Here is a 20375-nt window from a genome sequence, read left to right as displayed (position 1 = left end):
TTTTACTTTTTACTTCTTGCAATTAACTTGTTACTTACAATCTCCGCTCTTCCATTCTCTAAGCCTTTGCTCTTTAAACTCACTAAAGTTACCATTTTCAATGGCAGTTCTTATATCTTCCATAAGTTTATTATAGAAATAAAGATTGTGAAGAACACATAATCTCATCGCTAACATTTCCTTTGCTTTAAATAAATGTCTAATATAAGCTCTTGTATAACTTCTACAAGTCGGACATTGACACCCCTCATCAATTGGTCTTGTATCTAATTCAAACTTTGCATTCATAAGATTGATTTTACCATTTTTGGTAAAAACATGACCATGTCTTCCATTTCTTGCAGGTAAAACACAATCGAAGAAATCAACGCCTCTATCTACTGCTTCCAATATATTTTCTGGTGTTCCAACCCCCATTAAGTAAATTGGTTTATCTTCAGGTAAATGAGGTACTACAGCATCAATAATTCTGTACATCTCCTCATGAGTTTCACCAACAGCTAACCCCCCAATAGCATAACCATCTAAATCCATCTTAGCTATTATTTTAGCATGTTCTATTCTTATATCCTCATAACATCCTCCCTGGTTTATACCAAATAACATTTGTTCTTTATTAATTGTTTCATCCAAGGAATTCAATCTATCTAATTCTGCTTTACATCTTTCAAGCCATCTTGTAGTTCTAGCAACAGATTTTTCAACATACTCCCTAGTCGAGGGATTAGGTATACATTCGTCAAAGGCCATTGCAATCGTAGAAGCTAAGTTACTTTGTATTTGCATAGATTCTTCTGGTCCCATAAATACTTTTCTACCATCAATATGTGAATTAAAATATACCCCTTCTTCCTTTATTTTTCTAATATTAGAAAGGGAAAACACTTGAAATCCGCCTGAATCTGTTAATATTGGCCTATCCCAATTCATAAATTTATGTAATCCACCTAATTTATAAACTACCTTGTCAGATGGTCTTAAATGTAAATGATATGTATTTGATAACTCAACTTGACAGCCAATTTCCTTTAAATCCATAGTAGAAACCGCACCTTTAATAACAGCTAAAGTTCCAACATTCATAAATACTGGCGTTTCTATTGTTCCATGAGGAGTTTCAAATCTTCCTCTTCTTGCTTTGCCGTCTTTTTTTAATAAAGTATATCTTTTTTTACTCAATATTCCTTCCTCCAAACTTTATTCCTTAATAAACATTGCATCTCCAAAGGAGAAGAATCTATATCTTTCTTTAACAGCCTCATTATAGGCTCTCAAAATATTTTCTTTACCAGCTAAAGCTGAAACAAGCATTATAAGGGTTGATTCTGGCAAATGAAAATTTGTTATAAGCTGATCAACTACTTTAAACTTATATCCAGGATAGATGAATATATCAGTCCATCCATTTTGTGCCCTTACAAAGCCATTTTCATCTCCTATTGTTTCCAAAGTTCTTGTGGAAGTGGTTCCAACTGAAATTATTTTATTTCCTCTCTTTTTAGTTTCGTTGATTATCTTTGCATTTTCCTCATCTAATTGATAAAATTCAGAATGCATAATATGATCATCAGTATCTTCAACCTTTACTGGTCTAAAGGTTCCAAGACCTACATGTAAAGTTAAATAAGCTATGTTAATTCCCTTGTTTTTTATATCATTTAATAATTTTTCTGTAAAATGTAAACCAGCTGTAGGGGCTGCCGCTGAACCTTCCTCTTTTGAATAGACAGTTTGATATCTTTCTTTGTCTTCAAGTCTTTCTGTTATATATGGAGGCAATGGCATTTCTCCAAGTTCATCTAAAACTTCTTCAAAAATTCCATCATAACTAAATTCTATAATTCTATTTCCTTCTTCAGCTATATCTACAACTTCACATTTTAATCTACCATTTCCAAAAGTAAAAATAGTACCTATTTTAGCTCTTTTACCTGGTTTAGCTAAACATTCCCACTTATCTCCTTCAATTCTCTTCAATAATAGGAATTCTATCTTTCCTCCTGTTGATTCTTTTTCTCCAATAAGTCTAGCTGGTAATACTCTTGTATTATTTAAAACAAGAGTATCTCCAGGGTTTAAATAATCTATAATATCATGAAATTTTTTATGTTCTATTTTCCCATTTTTTTTATCTAAAACCATTAGTCTAGATGCATCTCTTTCTTTTAATGGATGCTGAGCTATTAGCTCTTCTGGTAAATAAAAATTAAACTCACTTACTTTCATAAACTTCTCCTACTGATTAAAATAATTTTTGTTGTTCCCCAATTTTTTCTTGATTACTATTTTTTATTCTTCCTAAATGTTTATATGCCTTGTCAGTTGCTACTCTTCCTCTGGCAGTTCTAACTATAAAGCCTGTTTGAAGTAAATAAGGTTCATATACATCTTCTACAGTTCCTAATTCTTCCCCAATAAAATATGATAATGTTTCTATTCCAACTGGACCTCCATTAAAATTATCTATTATTGCTTCTAATATTTTATTATCCACTCTATCAAAGCCCATATTATCGACTTCTAAAAGGTTTAATGCCTCATTAGCTTCCTTAGTAGTAATTAAAGAATCTGAATATACCTGAGCATAATCTCTTACTCTTTTTAATAATCTATTTGCTATTCTTGGTGTACCTCTAGACCTTTTAGCTATTTCATATGCTCCTTCTTCTGTAATATTGCAATTTAAAACAAAAGAAGATCTTATAATAATTTCTTTTAATTCTTCAACAGTATAGTACTGCATGTCACATAATACCCCAAATCTGTCTCTAAGAGGCGATGTAAGCATACCAATTCTCGTTGTTGCTCCTATAAGTGTAAACTTAGGTAAATCAAGCCTTATTGATTTTGCTGCTGCACCTTTTCCAATTACTATATCTAAAACATAATCTTCCATAGCAGGATAGAGTATTTCCTCTACACTTCTATTTAATCTATGTATTTCATCAATAAATAAAACATCATTATTATTTAAGGTTGTTAATATTGCTGCTAAATCACCAGCCCTTTCAATAGCTGGTCCAGAAGTAACTTTAAGTTCACCTTTCATTTCTGTAGCTATGATATTTGCTAATGTGGTTTTTCCTAAGCCAGGCGGTCCATATAAAAGAACATGATCTAAAGCTTCATTTCTACTTTTAGCTGCTTTTATAAAAATATCTAATCTTTTTTTTACTTTTTCTTGACCAATATATTCTTTTAAACTTGTGGGTCTTAAACTTAAGCTATTGCTATCTTCCCACAATTCTATCGGTGTTATTATTCTCTCCATAATCCCACCTCTATCCCATAAGAACTTTTAGACAACTCTTAATAATATTTTCTAAAGTGTCTTCCTTATTAACTTTCTTTATAGCTGCTTCAGCTTCTTTTTCAGAATATCCTAAAGCTAATAATGCTCCTAAAGCTTCTGCAATAATATTTGTATCAATATCCCTTTCATTTTGATTATTATCTAACTTAGAAATCCCTTCTGTAAGGTCTTCCTTTTTAATTTTATCCTTTAATTCTAATATAATTCTTGCAGCTGTCTTTTTTCCTATTCCTGGAGCTTTGCAAAGATGTTTTTCGTCACCCATCATAATTGCATATTTTAAATTATTGATTCTACTTATCGATAGTAATGATAAGGCCGCTTTTGCTCCAACTCCATTGATTGTCAGAAGTAACTTAAACATATCAAGTTCTTCTCTCGTATCAAATCCATAAAGTCCTATAAAATCTTCCCTTACTATTTGCTCTAGATAAAGCATAATATCTTCATCAATTTTAGGCATTGATGACATAGTTGCTCCTGAAGTGTATATTTTATAACCTATTCCATTATTTTCAACAATAATATAGTCTTTATTGATACCTTTATATTTCCCACATATGTATTCATACATACAACTACTCCCTCCAATGCCAAGCTTTATTTTAACCTACCTTATACTTTATCATTTTACAAAAAAGAATTCAACAAAACCAATTCACAATTCATATTTCGTAATGCTAAATTAAGAATGAAATAAGAAAATCGAGGTATTCCTCGATTTTCTTACTTTTAAGAATAATTCTTATAATTCAGCTACGCTGAATTATTTCCTTAACTGTACATTATAAATTATATTATCTTTCCTTACCAAGGAAAAATAATGCTATCGTTCCAGGTCCAGAATGAGTTCCTATTGTTGGTCCTACATTGTTAATGATTACATCTTTAACCTTAACTTCATCTGTTATTAATCTCCTTAAATATTCCGCTTCTTCTAAGCAATCACCATGACTAATAAAAATCACTTGTTCTTCTGGATTTACTATTCTTTCTTTAATTGTCTCTTGTAATACTTTAATTGATTTTTTTCTTCCTTTAACCTTTGATACAGGAACTAGTCTTCCTTCATTATCAACATGTAATACAGGCTTAATTCCTAATAAGGTACCGACTGCAGCTACAGTTCCAGATACTCTTCCACCTCTTTTTAAATGATTTAAATCATCAACTGTAAACCAATGATTAAGCTTTAATTTATTATCTTCTACCCAACTAACTATTTCATCTTTAGAAGCTCCTTGTTTAAGCATTTCTACAGCCTTATACACCAATAAACCTAAGCCCAAAGAAGCGCTTTTACTATCTATAATTGTAATATCAGCCTTATCATATTCATCCTTAACATTCTCCATTGCTATTCTTGCACTATTTACGCTGCCACTTAAAGCAGAAGAGAAGCCTATATATATTACTGCCTTTCCTTCTTCAACATGCTTTTTAAATCTTTCCTCATAGGAAAAGGCATTTGCCTGAGATGTTGTAGGCATAATTCCACTTCTTAGTTTATCATAAAACTCCTTAATATTAATACTTTGACCTAAATCATCACTATAATATTTTGAATCTATATTAATTCCTAATGATATAACGTCTATATTATTTTCTTTTACAAAACTTAAAGGTAAATCGCAGCATGAATCTGTCATAATAACTGTCTTCATAACAATCACTCCAATTCCAAAATATAAAAATATCTAATTAATATTTATACTCTATCATTTTATATAAAATAATTCAACTTTATTAAAAGCTTTTATTTATTTTGCATTTTTACTTTGCCTTGAAATATTCAGCAATATTCCCAAAGCCAATAAATTAATTACTAGGGAAGTTCCTCCATAACTAATAAGAGGCAGCGGAACACCTGTAACAGGCATTGAACCAGATACAACAGCTATATTTATTACAGCTTGTATTGATATTATAGAAACTATTCCTGTTGCTAATAAAAATCCATAATTATCTTTAGCCTTAACCGCTACATATACTCCTTTATAAATCAAATACATAAACAATAAAATTACTAAAATACAACCTATAAAACCAAATTCCTCACCAAGGATGGCAAAGATAAAATCATTATGGGGTTCTGGCATAAACAATGCTTTTTGTCTTGAGTTGCCTAAACCAACTCCAAATAATCCTCCCGATCCTAAGGCATATATAGATTGAATTAATTGATAACTATCCCCTGAAGGATCTGCCCAAGGATTCATAAAGGATGTCAATCTTTTTAATCTATATGGTGCAACAAAAATTAATGCTACACCGGCTAAAAGACCTGCCGGAAATATAGGAAGAAGATGAGAAACTTTTGCTCCACCAACAAATACCATTATAACCGCTACTATCATTATTATAGCCGTAATACTTAAATTTTTTTCTAACAATACTAAACCAGCAAAAACGGCAGAAATACCCAAATATAAGACTACACCTTTAAAGAATTTATTAATATTACTATTTTTTCTATCTAACTGTTTCGCTAAGTAAATCACAAGTACATATTTTGCTAATTCTGATGGCTGGAAGGATAAAGGTCCAAGCCTAATCCATCTTCTTGCTCCGTTAACTTCTGCACCAATAAACAATACTAAAACTAGAAAAATAAGTGTAATAATAAACATTTGTCCAGTAATTTTTTTATAATAATGATAATCAATAGCCATTGTAAATAACATGGCACAGATTCCTACACCAGTCCAAAGAATTTCTTTAAAAAAGAAATATTCTGGACTATTTTTTTCATAAAGAGCATAGTAAGAGCTTGAAGAGTAAACCATTATTATTCCTACAAATAATAGTAGAAAAATAACGCAAAGTAATCCATAATCTATGTTTTTCATATTATTTTTCTTTTTTTTCGAATTTATCTTTCTTTTTTTATCCATATTATCTCCTACTATCTAACTTTTCAAATCTAATTTAACAGTGGTTTTCTTGTCAATTAATTTACCAGCAATTACACTTTGACTGGAAACTATTCCTTCTCCATTTATCTTATACTCTTTAATACCTATTTTATTTAATATTTGAGTTGCTTCCTCTAAAGTTTTGCCCACTAAATTTGGCATAATTATTTTACTTATATCTTTTGTTATATCTTCTACATTTACACTTACTAATGATCCAGCTTCTACTAATGCTCCTGGATATGGCGCCATATTTACTACCTTTGAATTATTACTCTCTATTTCTATTTTTAAATTATTTTCTTTTAAAATTGCTTCTGCTTCTTTAATAGACTTTCCTCTAACTTCAGGTACAACCACCTTATCTTTTTCTGTATATCTTTCTTTATAAACTTGTGAATCCATATAAACAAATAATTCAGATAAAAGTTCCTTTGCTAGTGGTGTCGCAACTTGTCCACCATAATAAATACCTGTGCTTGGATCTTCTACTTTAATAAATATTGTCATTTCTGGTTTTTCCACCGGATATAAAGCTACTATTGAAGCAATATATTTATCTGGAGAATATCCTCCATTTATAAGATCTGGTTTTTGAGCTGTTCCCGTTTTACCTCCAACCCTTCTCTCTTCACCCATAAAAGCACCAAGTGTTGGCCCTTGATTTATAGTTCTTTCTAAAAATAATCTTACTGTATTTGCTGTTTCTTCTGATATAACATTTTCTTTTATAGCTGGTTTAAATTCTTCATCTATTACCTTAGTGCCATTTATTTCATCATGAGTAATTTCTCTAACAATATGAGGCTGAATCAATTTCCCTCCATTTGCAATAGCATTAAAAGCTTGAATAATTTGAATATTGCTAGCTGTATTTGTTTGTCCAAAAGCAATTGTTGCCAAATCCATTTCACTCATATCACTTACTGATTTAACAATTCCTTCAGTTTCTCCAGGAAGATCTATTCCTGTTGCCATTCCAAATCCAAACTTATCTATATATTCCTTCATTTTGGCATTACCTAACTTCGCACCTAACTCCATAAAACCAACATTACAAGAATTTTGCAGAATTTCCGCTAAAGTTTGTGTCCCATGGCCAGTTAAATTCCAACATTTTATTTTAGTTGATCCAAATTGTAAATATCCTCCACAGTAAAAAGTATCATTTTCAGTTACAAGACCTTCCTCAAGGGCTGCTGCAATAGTAATGTTCTTAAAAGTTGATCCAGGTTCAAAAGAATCGCTTATAGCATTATTTCTAAACATATTTTCCAATTTTTCAGATTCTGTTTCTCCCTTAAAATTTTCATAATCCTCATAAGGTGTATTAGGATTAAAGTCTGGTTTATTTACCATTGCCAATATTTCACCATTGTTAGGATTGGTCACAATTATCCCAACTCCTGTAGCTTTATGTTCTTCAAGTCCCTTTTCTGCAACTTTTTCAGCAATAAGCTGTATATTCTCATCAATTGTTAGATTAATATCTTTTCCATCAATAGGACTAGAATATTGTATTGTTTGATAGGGAAGCTCACTAAAACTACCATCAACTTCAGCTATTTTATAACCATCTGTACCGGTTAACTCACTGTCATATTCCAGCTCAACGCCATTTAATCCAACATTATCTGAATTAACACTTCCTAAGACATGAGCAAGGAAATTGTTGTTAGGATAGTATCTTTTAGGACTAATTGAAATAACAACTCCATAAATTCCTAACTCTCTAATTTTATCCGCTACATCTTTTTCTATTCCAGTAATTAGGGTACTAGTTCTATTCTCTTTATCCTCTGGATTAAGCTTTTTCATCACCTCATCATAAGGAACTCCTGACGCTTCTGATAACTGCCCTGCTAACTCTTCAATTGTTACCTCCTCATCTTCTAAATGAATATCTATAGCATCTAAATCTAAATCCACTCTATATACATCTATTGAAGTTGCTAATATAGTTCCATTTCTATCTTTAATATCTCCTCTTCTCGCCTCAACGTTTACTTGAGATTTCCATTGCCCTTTAGCCATTTCCTTATATTCCTCACCTTTATAAATCATAACATAGATTAATCTTACTATAAGGAATAGTAATAAAGAAGATATTATCAAACTGCTAATTAAGGCTCTTTGTCTTTTAATATTGCTGCTTTTATTATTTTTAATATTTACATTACTTTTTCTTCCGATATTTCTTTTTTTCATAACCTATCCCCCATAATTATAAATTGCCATAAGAGGTTGTCCAAAAAAATAAAATAATATATATTCTGTAAAATACTATTTAATTAATAGACAATTTTCATCCATAATTGTCCTCCTTTATTATTATAATGGTATTTCTTGAAAATATCTATTTATTCTTAGTAATAAATATTCTCTTTGCTACAGTTTCTGGTGGATATATTTGGGTCACTTTTTCATCTACCCTCATGGATACTATGTCCCCTAACTCTATAATAATATCTTCTTTTTTATCAAAAGAAGAATTCATAATTTTAGTATTTTCATTTAATAAAGTAACAAGCTTAGTCTTCATTACTTCCTTTCCTTTTAAATATCCATCTACTGTTAACGAAATAATTTCCCCTTTCTCATTTTTAGTTATCTCTATAATTTCTCCCATAAAAACCAAGCCCTTTCCTCTAGAAGATTTATCATCATATGCACCGATTATAATTATACTAATAAAAAGTAAAGAAAAAACTACTAGTAAAATTCTTTTTATTTTCATAAAAATTACCTCCATTCTACTAATAGTTTTTTCTTAAATTTGATAAATATTCAATCAAAATTTAAAAATTATTTTTTTGAAACAAATGGATTATCTTTTATATAATATCTCCACAGAAAGTCTTTCGCTTCTTCAGCATAATCTATTCCTACCCTTTTAGTTTCAACTATTTCAAAGTTTCTTTCTTTATTGTATTCTAAATATATTTCTTTTCCTATATATAATGGTTTATAGTTATCTTTTCTTGTAATATCTAATGCAAGGCATAGCTTAGAAGGTCCATTTGTTAAATTCTTAATTTGATTTTTAGTTAATTCATTGTATTTTCTCTTATATCTTAAATGTGAAATATAATCTAAATTATCTAAAGGTTCAACTGCCCTTATTAATACAGCTTCTGGCTCTCCTTTAATTGAGGTTACAATATTAAAGCAGTTATATAATCCATAGATAAAATATACATAAGATATTCCTCCATCTTCAAATAAAGGTTTGGTTCTTTCCGTTTTTTTGTAATTATAACCATGACAAGCCTTATCTAAAGAGCCAATATACGCTTCGGTTTCTACTATTATTGATTTTATCTTTATTCCATTAATTTCTCTTATCAAATATTGTCCCAAAAGATTTCTTGCTACTTCTAAAGTACTCTTTCTATAGAATTCTTGCTCAATAATCATTTGTTCCTCTCCAATATTTATTATTACCACTCTATTGTAAGAATATCAGCTTCTTCTCTTTTTAAAGATACTTTATAGCCTTCCATAATAAGCCAAGATAGAACTTCCATTTTTGTATTTTCTTGTTGAAATATCATTATTGCAGATACTTTTTTTAAATTATTTTCTTTCGCATAATTTATATTTTCTTGTATTTTTCTTTTAATACTCTCTAATGTTTCACCATTCATTACAACCCCTCCTTATATACAATATTATATATTCAAGGGATTGTCATATTATGTTAACTATTTTAATTTTATTGCTTATTTTTTATTATTCCAATAGCAACACCTAAAATAGTAAGATCTCTACCTACTATAGGAATGGAAGGATAAGCATTATTAGCTGGCATTAATATAGGATATTCTCCATTTAATTTTAATGTTTTTAAAGTAGCTTCATGATCTAAACTCGCTGCTACTATATCATTATGATTTGCATAACTCTGTCTTTTTATAACTACAAAATCACCATTTAGAATATTTTTTTCTACCATGGAATCTCCTTTTACTTTTAAAATAAAAATTTCCTTTCCTCTTTCAAGCCAGCTTTCTGGTAGATGAAAATCACCTTCTATATTTTCAGTCATTTCAATAGGACTACCTGCTGCAATATTTGAATACATAGGTATATCCTTTATTTCTTCTTCGTTATATGTAATATTATCTTCTAAAAATATCTCTTTTTCATTTGATGCAGAATCTATTTTAAAATCTATAATGCTGTTATTTTTTAAATTAATATACTGATATTTTTCTATAGTATCAATTATTTTTTTCTTATTTCCCCCTAAATTTAATTTATAATTAAAGGTCCTTCCTTTTGTGTCTATTCCTAAAGAAGATAGACTTTTTCCTTTAACAATCCATGAATTTTCTTTCCCTTCTAATTCGCTGTTTAAAGAAAATATAAAAGATGAATAATTCTTCTCATTATATAAAGCCCTTATTAAATCTATTTCTGCCTTAGTATATTGCTCAATATCATCTAATATAATATGACTATACATACCATTTTTGCTCTTAACATATGAAAGCGCAAATAATACAGCGTCAAACTTGTCCATCAATTTTTGATCTAAAAGCTTATCATTATATATTTCTTTAATTTTATATATGGCTTCTCTTAATTTTGAATTTCTTTTAATACTTATTGCTCTTCCTTTTCTATCTACATTTAAATATTCTTCTTTAGAAAAGTTAGATGATTTTATCCATAACACTTCATTATATATATAGGACATAGTAGTTTTCTTGTAAAACTTGTAGCCATTTAATAAATTTTCGATTTTTTCTTTCAAACTATTAAATATATCATTTTCTTCTTCATTACTAATAAATTTCAATGACAGTCCTTTTTCTCTTTTATAAGCCTCGGAATATGTGGAAATTATGTCTTTTATTGATAAAATATCCGTTCTCTCTTTATTTAAGGAAAATAAGGAGTAAAAATGCTCCTTATTTTTTTCGTTATTATATAATAATTTACTAATATTGTTTTTATTATAATCTGAATTAACAAATAATATTTTATCTTCATTATACAAACAATAATTATTTTCTAAATTTAATGCTTTATATACTAAAGAGGTGCTTTTTCCTGTGCCTTCTTTACCTTTTAAAAGTTGATATCCAGAAATCCTATAATTAACAAATCTTTTTTGAACTTTTGATAGTTCCATTTAATCACCCCTTATCCTTTGTTTATTTATACTCATTCAAAACTCTCTCTTTTATTTTTATTTTATCCAAGTAATGAGCTATAAGTAGAAAAATTAATCCGCTGCTAATCGGTTGAAGGGCTTCAATAGGAAGGGTTGCTAAGGGAGCAACAAAGTTTCCTGCTATAATTGAACCAGCAATATAATAGCCTAACCAACCAGTAATTCCAGCAATAATAACTGCTTTTTTATTTCTTTTACTTAATATTATAGCTTCTTTGGATGTAAAAAAGGTAACCATGCTTGCTTTTATTATTACAGTCGGAACTGCCCAAACTGCAGCCCCTGCCATGATATCTGATAAACCTGCTCCAATAGCTGCTGCTGCCATTCCATATGGAAGAGGTAAAAAGACAGCAGATAAATAAATTATTATATCTCCTAAATGAATATATCCTCCATTAAATCCTGTCGGTATTCTTGGCAAAAACACTATCGATATACAAATAAAGGCAGCAAATACTGCGGTTAAAACTAAATATCTTGTTTTATTTTTTATATTATTTTTCATTTATTAATATCAACTCCTTTAAAAGTATTTCAAATAATATTCCTTCTCTAGGATCAGTATTAAGATCGTGGGTATGTTTTATTGCTTTATATAAAAATTCTGCTGCTTTTTCAATTGAATACTTCAAATTATGATTATTTAAGAGTAAACCTATTAAAATTGATGCAAAGGTATCTCCTGTACCACTGAAGGATTTATTTATAAATTCCTTTCCTGTTAAGAAATACTTATCACTTTCTATATCATATACAAAATTATACATTTTATCATTTCTAACTATGCCTGTAATAATAATAATCTTAGGACCTAATTTAGCTATTTCCTTCGCCATATATAAAAGTTCTTCATCAGAAGTATTGTATTTATTATATTTACGGCCAGTTAATAAACAAGCTTCTGTTAAGTTTGGAGTAACAATATCAGCAACTTTTATTAACTCTTTCATTCTATTCCCCATATTTTCGGTAAAAGTATCATAAATACAACCATCATCCCCCATTACTGGATCAATTACTATTAAAGCTTCCTTATGTTCTTTTGCAAATTCATAGACTATATTTATTTGATCTTCTGAACCTAAAAAACCGCTATATATACAGTCGAATTTTACCTTTAATTTATCCCAAGCCTTTTTATATTTATACATTTCTTCTGTTATATCTAAAAATGTAAAATCATTATATCCTGTTTGGCAGGATAATACTGCCGTAGGAAAAGGGCAACACTGCACCCCTAATGCTGATAATATTGGAATTGCTGCTGTTAAAGAACATCTTCCTATTCCAGACAAATCATTTATTACTGCTACTTTTTTAACTGCATTCATAATAATAAAACACCTACTATAATTTTTTTAATAATATAATAACCCCTTTAAGAAAAATTGTCTATCAAAAAAGTTTTCAATTTTCAGTCTTCAGTTTTCAGTTAAGGAGTTTATCCCTCAACTGAAACTTGAAAACTGAAATCTGAAAACTAACACATTAATATTTCTTTAATTTTGGAAAATATTTTGTATGAATTAATTCATGTGCTTTTGCACTTAATGGATAATCTAGATATTTTTCATAAATTTTTAAAACCGATTCATTTTCATGAGATCTTCTTATTTTTAGATTACTATCAATATTATTTAATCCTTCTCCTCTTTTAATAATGGTTTCTTTTCTCTTTTTAGGTTTTGGCTGTCCACCACCACCTATACAACCACCATTACAAGCCATAATTTCTATGGCATGATAGAATTCTTCACCATTTCTTATCTTATCAAGCATCTTTCCTGCTTCTTTTAAACCATGGGCTACACCTATTTTTAAATTGATATCTTCTACATTTAACTCACAGCTTCTAAAGCCTTCCCATCCTCTTAAGGAAGTAAACTCTATATTTTCTATTCTTTTACCTGTCATTTTTTCAAGGGCTGTTCTTGTTGCTGCTTCAATAACTCCACCAGTCCTTCCAAAGATTACACCAGCACCACTATATTCTGATAATGGGTTATCCAATTCCTCATCTTCTAATTCTTTTAAATCAATGTTGGATTGCTTTAATATTTTTATTAGTTCCCTTGTAGTTATAACATAATCTGTATCATAGTTATCTCCTCTAGAAAACTCTGGTCTAGAGGCTTCATATTTCTTTGCAACACAAGGCATTATTGCTACAGAAGTAACTATATCTCTTTTATAGCCTTTCTCCTTTGCCCAAATATCTTTTGCAATAGTGGCAAACATTTGCATAGGAGATTTAGCTGTAGATGGAACATCTAACATATCAGGATAATTTTGTTCAATGAACTTTACCCAAGATGGACAGCAAGAAGTTAGTAACGGAAGCTTTACAGAATCATCTCCATTGAAATATCTTTCAAGTCTATTTTGAAGTTCTGCAGCTTCCTCCATAATTGTTAAATCTGCAGCCCAAGAAGTGTCAAAAACATAATCAACTCCTAGCCTTTTAAGAGCTGCTACTAATTTCTTTTCTAAATTTTCTCCTGGTTCGTAGCCAAAAGCTTCTCCAATAGTTACCCTTACTGCTGGTGCTATTTGTGCAATTACTATTTTTCCAGGTGTCGATAAATCTCTTAAAAATTTAAATGTATTATCACCTTCTGTAATAGCAGAAACAGGGCAAACTACCGTACATTGGCCACAATGAGTGCATCTATCAGTATCTATAAAATGTTTTTCTTTTATTTTACCTGAAATACAATCCACAGGACAAACTCTTGTGCAGGCATGACAGCCTATACATTTGTCTGTTATTCTAAGTTTTGTAAGCTGAGGACATTCCCCTGCATAACACTTATGTTCCTCAATATGTTCTTCAATTTCTTCATAAAAATTCTCAATTATTTCTAGAGTAATATTTTTATCTTGTTTTATTCGCTCTTTTAAAGTACTTCCTAGCTGTCTTAATAAATATATATCCCTTAAATTAGCTTTTCCTTTACTTATTCTGTCAAATATTCTCCAAATTCTCTCTATTTCATATCTAGAGTCCTCATAATCAGGACATAGTCCTTCTGCCATATTACCTAGAAGGTATTCAATATAGTATTTACCAAACTGAATAATACAATCATCATCAGATAATACTATAATATTTTTATACATACTTTTAGTAAATACTTCTAAATCTAATGGTGCATCTAATTTATATTTGCTTACAAAGGTACTAAAAGGAAAACCTAATTGAGCACATTTAAAAGGCTTCTTATTAATCATTCCTCCTGCTTCATTTATTACATCTCTTAAAGTCATACCTTCCTTTAGTTCAACTATACTTGGATTATTAACTCTACCAGAAACAGCTACTAAATTTTTATTATTACCAATAGTTTTTTCTAACTCCTTCTGCCCAATTACTGTAAATATTGAACCAAAAGTACTTTGTAATATAGTTTGTTTTGAACTTGCCATATTTTCCTCCCAAATTGCATATTTTAAATAATATATTAATTATCTTTAATAACTTTAATTTTATTATTTTCTATACCTAACACTGTCAAATTATTTTTAATATAATTCCTAACTATATTAATAGCTTCTTCACTAATTATTTCTCCTCTGCATACTATTGGTATGCCTGGAGGATATGGTATTATTTCTTCTTTCGCTACTTTACCTACAGAGGCATTTAGTTCTAAATGTTCAGCTTTAAAATTAAATACTTCATAAGGTTCTAAGACTTTTGTATTTACAATCCTTGTATAATTAAGTTTTTTTTCATTAGTTTTTATATCATTTAAATTCAAATTCTTTAAAGCAAGGTAAAGTTTTTCAAAATCTTCTTCAGAATTTGAAGGAGAAAAAATTAATACTACTCCTTTTGAAAAGCTCATTTCACTTTGAATATTATTTTTTCTTAAATATTCAAACAATTTATGTCCACAATACCCATCTTTTGTAATTAATAAATATCTAGTTTTATCTATTTCGTATTTTGGTATTAAATCCTCTTTATCTAAAACAATAACCTTTCCTAACTTATTTATTTTAACTTTATATTTTTCAGCTAAATTTATAAGTATATTATAATCTTCATCTCCATACTTATCTAAATAATATCTTGAATAATCTAATGAAGCCATTATTAAATAAGAGGGAGATGTAGTCATAAAGGCTCTTAAATAAAATTCTAAATTTTCTTCTTTATCATTTACCAAAAGAAAAGAGCCTTGGGTTAAACTTGGCAAGGTTTTATGAGCACTCATCACAACATAATCACCCAAGCTGGCTAAGGATTTAGGAAGCTTTTTATTTATGCCAAAATGAGCACCATGGGCACTATCAATTATTATTTTTAATCCTTTTTTCTTAAGATTTATTAGATAATCATCAATATTATACTTGATACCAAAATAATTCGGACTAGTTAATATTATTCCCTTAGGATTATTAGAAGAATTTAATGCTTTTTCAATTTCTTTTTCTGTTGGTGGAAGGAAAATTTCATTTTCATTATCAATTACCACATCAATATAAATTACCTTTAATTTTCTTAATATTAAAGCATTGTATATTGATTTATGGCAATTTCTTTCTACTAAAACTTCATCCCCTTCATTAAAAGCTGAAAAAATTGCAGCCAAATTTCCTGCTGTACTTCCATTTACAACAAAAAAAGCTTTATTAACCTTATAAGTTTTAGCTAATAATTCCTGAGCCTCTTTAATAACACCTTCTGGTTGATGTAGATTATCTAAAGGATCAACTTCTGTAATATCTAAGTAACCAAGTTTTTTGAGAAAGTCCCTTCCTATTTCATCTCTTAAAAAAGCCTTACCACATTTATTTCCAGGCATAGATAAAATCAAATTATTTTCTTTATGATAGTTTATTAGAGTTTCTAATAATGGCGCTTTAATCATAATAGTCTCCTTGTCATTATTTTAGCTAATTTGTTATTATTTGTATAGACCTTCTTTTAAAAACTTTCTTTACCGTATGATATATAAACTCCATATCTATATTTTCTATATTATTAAATTCCTCACTATATATTTTATAATCCTTAAACATAGTACTATAGGTTGATAATTCTTTAGCTAAAATAATATTTTGTTCCTCTCTAAACCATCTCTTTAATTTTAATAGTTTGATAAAGTCCTTTATATCTTTTTCATTGATATTTATAAAAAGATCATCTATATTGGTAATACATTTGTCTACTAACTCTATTGCCTGATTAATATTTTCCTTTGATATATTAAAGAAGATTTTATATAACTTAATGTACTTTTCATTAGCAATATTGGTTAAAACATCATAAACAAGGCCATTTTGGGTCCTTAGATTTTCAAATAATACAGAATTTACTCCTTCCCCAAAATACACATTAAAAATTCTTAAAGCCTTAATTTCTTCAAAAGTTAGCTCCTCAATAGGAAAACATATCTGTACTCTACTGGTATTGCCCCCTATCTTAAAGTCTTTATATATATTCTCTTTTATTTCTCCATAAATTAATTCCATTTCTTCTTGAAAACTATCTCTATCCCAGAAGCCAAAGTACTTTTCAATAGTTGATTTTACTTCTTGAAATTCTAAAGAAGAAATAACTGCTATTGAAGTATTCTTAGGCAAATAATTATTACAATAAAATTCTTTAATATCATTTAAATTCATTTTATCCAAACTAGATCTTATTCCAATAATAGGATATTTTATTCTTCTATTTTCAAAGCTGTTTAAAAATTGCCTGTCCTCACAGTATTGTTCTAGTTCTTCATCCCATTCCCTTAACTCTTCTTTAATAACTTCCATTTCCTCTTTAAATCCTTCTTCTTTAAAAAGAGGATTTATTATTATATCTGAAAACAACTCAACTGCCTTTTCAAAATCTTCTGCCAAAGATGTGCCATAAAATATAACATAAGGATAATTAGTCATTGCATTTTGAAAGCCAAAAATTTTACTTAAATCCCTATTTATTTCACTTTCACTTCTTTTAGTAGTTCCTTTATAAACCATATGCTCTGTTGCATGAGCTACTCCAAGTAAGTCCTTCTCTTTACCTGCTCCAGCATCTAAAGAAATAGATATAGAAGTAAGATTTGAAGTTGTTTTTTTATATATCAACTTAACATTATTTTTTAATACATACTCCTTAATCATATAAGATACACTCCTAATTTTAATAATTATTCAACCTTAATAAATTGTAAAAATGAGCAAACTCTTTCGAGTTTACTCATTTTCTAAATAATCATTAACTGTAAAATACACTAAAAATACTACTCCGCTTTTAATGCTATAGCACACTCAATCCTCTTCTTTTGCATTTTACAACCAATTTCATAAGGAATATTCATATCTCCATTAAAGGCATGATTATTTGCCTGGCATCCACCACTACAATAGAATTTTGCCCAACATTCCCTACATTTTGGTTTATTATATATGTGAGCTCTTTTAAATTTCTTGCCTAATTCAGCATTATAAGTATCATCATATATGCTTCCAAGTTTAAATTCTTCTTTTCCTACAAACTGATGACATGGATAAACTTCCCCCTGTGGGGTAATTGCAACATATTCAAAGCCGGCACCACAACCTGAAATTCTTTTATAAACGCAAGGGCCTCCATTTAGATCAATATTAAAATGGTAGAAAGTATATTCATCCTTATTTTCCCTTTTTCTTTTAGCCATATCTTCGTATAATTTATCATAGTTTTCCATTATAGTTTCTAAATCTTCTTCCCTTAAAGAAAGAGGATGTTCATCTGGCAGTACAACAGGTTCTATAGATATTTCCCTAAAACCTTCATTTACCATCGCCATTACATCTTCATAAAAGTCTGTGTTAGCTCTTGTAAAAGTACCTCTAACATAATAAGTCTTACCAGGTGTTCTCTTGCTTATCATCTTTTTAATGTTAGGTAATATATCATCATAAGAGCCGCTGCCATCAACTTTTATTCTAACCTTATCATTTACAGACTTTCTTCCATCTAATGATAAAATTATATTTCCCATTTCCTTATCCATAAATTCCATCATTTCTTCATTTAATATGGTTGAGTTTGTAGTCATTGTAAATCTAATGTTTTTATCCCACTTCTTTTCGTTTTCCCTAGCATACTTAATAATTTCCTTTATAGTATCCATTATTAAAGTTGGTTCTCCACCAAATAAATCTATTTCTATATTTTTTCTAGGACCACTTCTTTTAACTACATAATCTATTGCTTTTTTGGCAGTTTCTAAAGACATAACCCCCTTATGCCCATTATACTCCCCTTCATCTGCAAAACAGTATTTGCATCTTAAATTACATCCATGAATTATATTTAGGCAAACAGCCTTTATATAATCTCTGTCATCCATAGAACTATGGGCAATTTCTTCATACCTATCTTCAGTATAAAGAAGTCCTTCTTTAATAAGTTCATTAATTTCATCATAAGCTTCTGATATAGCTTCTTTTTCATACTTTTCTGATAGAACTTCTAATAGTTCTTCCTTACTTCTCATTCCCTCATCAGAAAGTATGTCATAAACAAGCTCGTCTACTATGTGAACAGATCCAGTATTTACATCTAAAACAAAATAATTTTCACCTTGCTTAAATTTGTGTATTAATGCCATTTATATTACCTCCAGACATAAAAATAAAGAAAGCAGCAACTAATTAGCTGCTGCCTGCTTACTAATTTTCACATGCTACATTTGCAACTGTACATGAAGTTTTGCAAGCTGATTGACATGAATTAGCACATTCTTTACATCCTGGTTTAACTAAACTATTTTTTATATTAGTTTTGTTTATTGTTCTTATATGCTTCATATTAATACTCCCCCATTGTTAATTTTCAAAATAATTTTATCACAAATACTTTGAATATTAAAGTTAATTTTTCCTAAATAACTTATTAAGTTGATGGTCTGACAATATAATCAGGATAAGGTATCCTTAATGCCACTCCAGTAGAGTCAAATTCAAAATCCGTTCCAGCCAAAGGTCTTTTGCCCTCAGCAAAGTTCATACTTGTTATATACATAGCCTCTGCCATAGATTTTGCATCTTGTAATACTGTACCTTCCATAATTCCTGTGTTTATTAAATCAATAGCTTCTGGAATAGCATCAATTCCAAAAACAGGTATGTAATTTCTTCCTCCAGGCAAATTATAACCATATTGCTGAAGAACCTCTATTGCTCCAATTGCCATTTGATCATTATTTGAAATTATAACATCTAAATCTGTTACAATTCTTGATAATATAGGTGTTAATCTCTCCTTTGTAATTTCCCTGTCCCAATTCATAAATTCAGAATAAAGCTCTTTTGTTCTTATACCGCTATTATTAATTTGCTCTATTACACAACGACTTCTTTCTATAGCTTCTTTATTATTTCTCGGTCCCTTTAATAATACATAATCTAATTGGTTATTTTGATTTCTATCTTGAACTAAATTTTTCTGTAATTGATTTACTATCATCTCCCCTTGCATATTGCCTGATTGACAGCCACTTGTTCCGATAAAAATTGATTTTCCATAAGATTTAATACTGTCTAAAGTGCTAGGTTCTCTATTAAAGAAAATTATAGGAATATTATTTTCCTTTGCCCTATTAACTATGGGTTCTGAACTATTATAATCAACTATATTAACCAATATTCCATCTATATTATTTCTAAGAACTTCTTCTAATTGCTGATTTTGAATTCCTTGATTATTGGCAGCATCATAATATATAAATTCTACCTTATCAGGGTTAAGTTGTTGAATTTCCTGTAAAGCTTCTTTTACTAAAGAAATATAAGCATCACTTTCATCATAAAAAAGAACAGCAAATCTCTTTATTTCATTTGGCTGACTCTCTGCTATTAAAATACTAGAATTAAATACTAAAATTAATAATAAAGAGAAGCTTATAATAATTTTTCTTTTCATTTGTATCCTCCATTTATTAAATAGTATTCTTAAAAAGTAATCAGATTTGAA

19 protein-coding genes are annotated in these 20375 nt (G+C 29.1%); all 19 read right to left on the bottom strand.

Features of this window, described 5'->3' with window-relative positions; all coding sequences use genetic code 11:
* Nucleotides 1-30: 30 nt before the first annotated feature.
* Nucleotides 31-1179 (bottom strand): tRNA guanosine(34) transglycosylase Tgt, encoded by a 1149-nt coding sequence (gene tgt / locus BEN51_RS03405; RefSeq protein ID WP_119864689.1) that lies wholly within the window; start codon nucleotides 1177-1179, stop codon nucleotides 31-33.
* A gap of 18 nt (nucleotides 1180-1197) precedes the next feature.
* On the bottom strand, nucleotides 1198-2226 hold the full coding sequence (gene queA, locus BEN51_RS03400; RefSeq protein ID WP_119864688.1) for a tRNA preQ1(34) S-adenosylmethionine ribosyltransferase-isomerase QueA: 1029 nt from the start codon (nucleotides 2224-2226) through the stop codon (nucleotides 1198-1200).
* Nucleotides 2227-2242: 16 nt separating this feature from the next.
* Nucleotides 2243-3271 (bottom strand): Holliday junction branch migration DNA helicase RuvB, encoded by a 1029-nt coding sequence (gene ruvB / locus BEN51_RS03395; RefSeq protein ID WP_119864687.1) that lies wholly within the window; start codon nucleotides 3269-3271, stop codon nucleotides 2243-2245.
* A gap of 10 nt (nucleotides 3272-3281) precedes the next feature.
* Nucleotides 3282-3887, bottom strand: coding sequence for a Holliday junction branch migration protein RuvA (gene ruvA, locus BEN51_RS03390; protein ID WP_119864686.1), 606 nt, complete (start codon nucleotides 3885-3887; stop codon nucleotides 3282-3284).
* Between the two features lie 223 nt (nucleotides 3888-4110).
* The gene (locus tag BEN51_RS03385) at nucleotides 4111-4977 is read right to left on the bottom strand and encodes a DegV family protein (RefSeq protein WP_119864685.1); all 867 of its coding nucleotides are present in this window, start codon (nucleotides 4975-4977) and stop codon (nucleotides 4111-4113) included.
* 96 nt (nucleotides 4978-5073) lie between these two features.
* Entirely contained in the window at nucleotides 5074-6207 is a 1134-nt protein-coding gene (spoVE, locus tag BEN51_RS03380; RefSeq protein ID WP_119864684.1) for a stage V sporulation protein E, read from the bottom strand.
* 15 nt (nucleotides 6208-6222) lie between these two features.
* The gene (locus tag BEN51_RS03375; RefSeq protein WP_119864683.1) at nucleotides 6223-8436 is read right to left on the bottom strand and encodes a stage V sporulation protein D; all 2214 of its coding nucleotides are present in this window, start codon (nucleotides 8434-8436) and stop codon (nucleotides 6223-6225) included.
* A gap of 148 nt (nucleotides 8437-8584) precedes the next feature.
* The gene (locus BEN51_RS03370; protein ID WP_119864682.1) at nucleotides 8585-8965 is read right to left on the bottom strand and encodes a hypothetical protein; all 381 of its coding nucleotides are present in this window, start codon (nucleotides 8963-8965) and stop codon (nucleotides 8585-8587) included.
* A gap of 68 nt (nucleotides 8966-9033) precedes the next feature.
* Nucleotides 9034-9645, bottom strand: coding sequence for a DNA-3-methyladenine glycosylase (locus BEN51_RS03365; protein ID WP_119864681.1), 612 nt, complete (start codon nucleotides 9643-9645; stop codon nucleotides 9034-9036).
* Nucleotides 9646-9668: 23 nt separating this feature from the next.
* Complete coding sequence (locus BEN51_RS03360) at nucleotides 9669-9875, bottom strand: hypothetical protein (protein WP_119864680.1); 207 nt, start codon at nucleotides 9873-9875, stop codon at nucleotides 9669-9671.
* Between the two features lie 68 nt (nucleotides 9876-9943).
* Nucleotides 9944-11368: a transcriptional repressor LexA gene (gene lexA, locus BEN51_RS03355; RefSeq protein WP_119864679.1), complete on the bottom strand. Its 1425-nt coding sequence runs from the start codon at nucleotides 11366-11368 to the stop codon at nucleotides 9944-9946.
* Between the two features lie 22 nt (nucleotides 11369-11390).
* Nucleotides 11391-11918 carry a TIGR04002 family protein gene (locus BEN51_RS03350; RefSeq protein WP_119864678.1) on the bottom strand — a complete coding sequence of 176 codons (528 nt, stop codon included), beginning with the start codon at nucleotides 11916-11918 and terminating at the stop codon, nucleotides 11391-11393.
* A complete protein-coding gene (locus tag BEN51_RS03345) occupies nucleotides 11908-12744 on the bottom strand; it encodes a pyridoxamine kinase (RefSeq protein WP_119864677.1) in 837 nt (278 codons plus the stop codon). Before BEN51_RS03345 ends, BEN51_RS03350 begins: the two co-directional genes overlap by 11 nt.
* 157 nt (nucleotides 12745-12901) lie before the next feature.
* Nucleotides 12902-14839, bottom strand: a complete 1938-nt coding sequence (locus BEN51_RS03340; RefSeq protein WP_119864676.1) for a [FeFe] hydrogenase, group A — start codon at nucleotides 14837-14839, stop codon at nucleotides 12902-12904.
* Nucleotides 14840-14874: 35 nt separating this feature from the next.
* Nucleotides 14875-16290 (bottom strand): aminotransferase class I/II-fold pyridoxal phosphate-dependent enzyme, encoded by a 1416-nt coding sequence (locus BEN51_RS03335; protein ID WP_207652797.1) that lies wholly within the window; start codon nucleotides 16288-16290, stop codon nucleotides 14875-14877.
* A gap of 25 nt (nucleotides 16291-16315) precedes the next feature.
* Nucleotides 16316-17533 carry a M16 family metallopeptidase gene (locus tag BEN51_RS03330; protein ID WP_119866563.1) on the bottom strand — a complete coding sequence of 406 codons (1218 nt, stop codon included), beginning with the start codon at nucleotides 17531-17533 and terminating at the stop codon, nucleotides 16316-16318.
* 122 nt (nucleotides 17534-17655) lie between these two features.
* Complete coding sequence (gene scfB / locus BEN51_RS03325) at nucleotides 17656-19011, bottom strand: thioether cross-link-forming SCIFF peptide maturase (RefSeq protein ID WP_119864674.1); 1356 nt, start codon at nucleotides 19009-19011, stop codon at nucleotides 17656-17658.
* 61 nt (nucleotides 19012-19072) lie between these two features.
* The gene (gene scfA / locus BEN51_RS03320) at nucleotides 19073-19210 is read right to left on the bottom strand and encodes a six-cysteine ranthipeptide SCIFF (protein ID WP_119864673.1); all 138 of its coding nucleotides are present in this window, start codon (nucleotides 19208-19210) and stop codon (nucleotides 19073-19075) included.
* A gap of 85 nt (nucleotides 19211-19295) precedes the next feature.
* Nucleotides 19296-20324 carry a galactose ABC transporter substrate-binding protein gene (locus BEN51_RS03315; RefSeq protein WP_119864672.1) on the bottom strand — a complete coding sequence of 343 codons (1029 nt, stop codon included), beginning with the start codon at nucleotides 20322-20324 and terminating at the stop codon, nucleotides 19296-19298.
* Between the last annotated feature and the right edge of the window lie 51 nt (nucleotides 20325-20375).

Source organism: Clostridium isatidis (assembly GCF_002285495.1).
In the GTDB taxonomy this organism is placed as follows: domain Bacteria; phylum Bacillota; class Clostridia; order Clostridiales; family Clostridiaceae; genus Clostridium; species Clostridium isatidis.
The sequence above is the reverse complement of the archived record's forward strand: the minus strand, read 5'-3'. Positions and strand labels throughout refer to the sequence as shown.

Excerpts from the sequence above, each read along its gene's own strand:
- BEN51_RS03340 (WP_119864676.1), bottom strand. The coding sequence starts at position 14,839 with ATGGCAAGTTCAAAACAAACTATATTACAAAGTACTTTTGGTTCAATA.
- spoVE (WP_119864684.1), bottom strand. The coding sequence starts at position 6,207 with ATGGATAAAAAAAGAAAGATAAATTCGAAAAAAAAGAAAAATAATATG.
- BEN51_RS03360 (WP_119864680.1), bottom strand. The coding sequence starts at position 9,875 with ATGAATGGTGAAACATTAGAGAGTATTAAAAGAAAAATACAAGAAAAT.
- BEN51_RS03365 (WP_119864681.1), bottom strand. The coding sequence starts at position 9,645 with ATGATTATTGAGCAAGAATTCTATAGAAAGAGTACTTTAGAAGTAGCA.
- BEN51_RS03375 (WP_119864683.1), bottom strand. The coding sequence starts at position 8,436 with ATGAAAAAAAGAAATATCGGAAGAAAAAGTAATGTAAATATTAAAAAT.
- scfA (WP_119864673.1), bottom strand. The coding sequence starts at position 19,210 with ATGAAGCATATAAGAACAATAAACAAAACTAATATAAAAAATAGTTTA.
- BEN51_RS03385 (WP_119864685.1), bottom strand. The coding sequence starts at position 4,977 with ATGAAGACAGTTATTATGACAGATTCATGCTGCGATTTACCTTTAAGT.
- BEN51_RS03370 (WP_119864682.1), bottom strand. The coding sequence starts at position 8,965 with ATGAAAATAAAAAGAATTTTACTAGTAGTTTTTTCTTTACTTTTTATT.
- queA (WP_119864688.1), bottom strand. The coding sequence starts at position 2,226 with ATGAAAGTAAGTGAGTTTAATTTTTATTTACCAGAAGAGCTAATAGCT.
- BEN51_RS03315 (WP_119864672.1), bottom strand. The coding sequence starts at position 20,324 with ATGAAAAGAAAAATTATTATAAGCTTCTCTTTATTATTAATTTTAGTA.
- lexA (WP_119864679.1), bottom strand. The coding sequence starts at position 11,368 with ATGGAACTATCAAAAGTTCAAAAAAGATTTGTTAATTATAGGATTTCT.
- ruvA (WP_119864686.1), bottom strand. The coding sequence starts at position 3,887 with ATGTATGAATACATATGTGGGAAATATAAAGGTATCAATAAAGACTAT.
- BEN51_RS03345 (WP_119864677.1), bottom strand. The coding sequence starts at position 12,744 with ATGAATGCAGTTAAAAAAGTAGCAGTAATAAATGATTTGTCTGGAATA.
- BEN51_RS03335 (WP_207652797.1), bottom strand. The coding sequence starts at position 16,290 with ATGATTAAAGCGCCATTATTAGAAACTCTAATAAACTATCATAAAGAA.
- BEN51_RS03350 (WP_119864678.1), bottom strand. The coding sequence starts at position 11,918 with ATGAAAAATAATATAAAAAATAAAACAAGATATTTAGTTTTAACCGCA.
- scfB (WP_119864674.1), bottom strand. The coding sequence starts at position 19,011 with ATGGCATTAATACACAAATTTAAGCAAGGTGAAAATTATTTTGTTTTA.
- ruvB (WP_119864687.1), bottom strand. The coding sequence starts at position 3,271 with ATGGAGAGAATAATAACACCGATAGAATTGTGGGAAGATAGCAATAGC.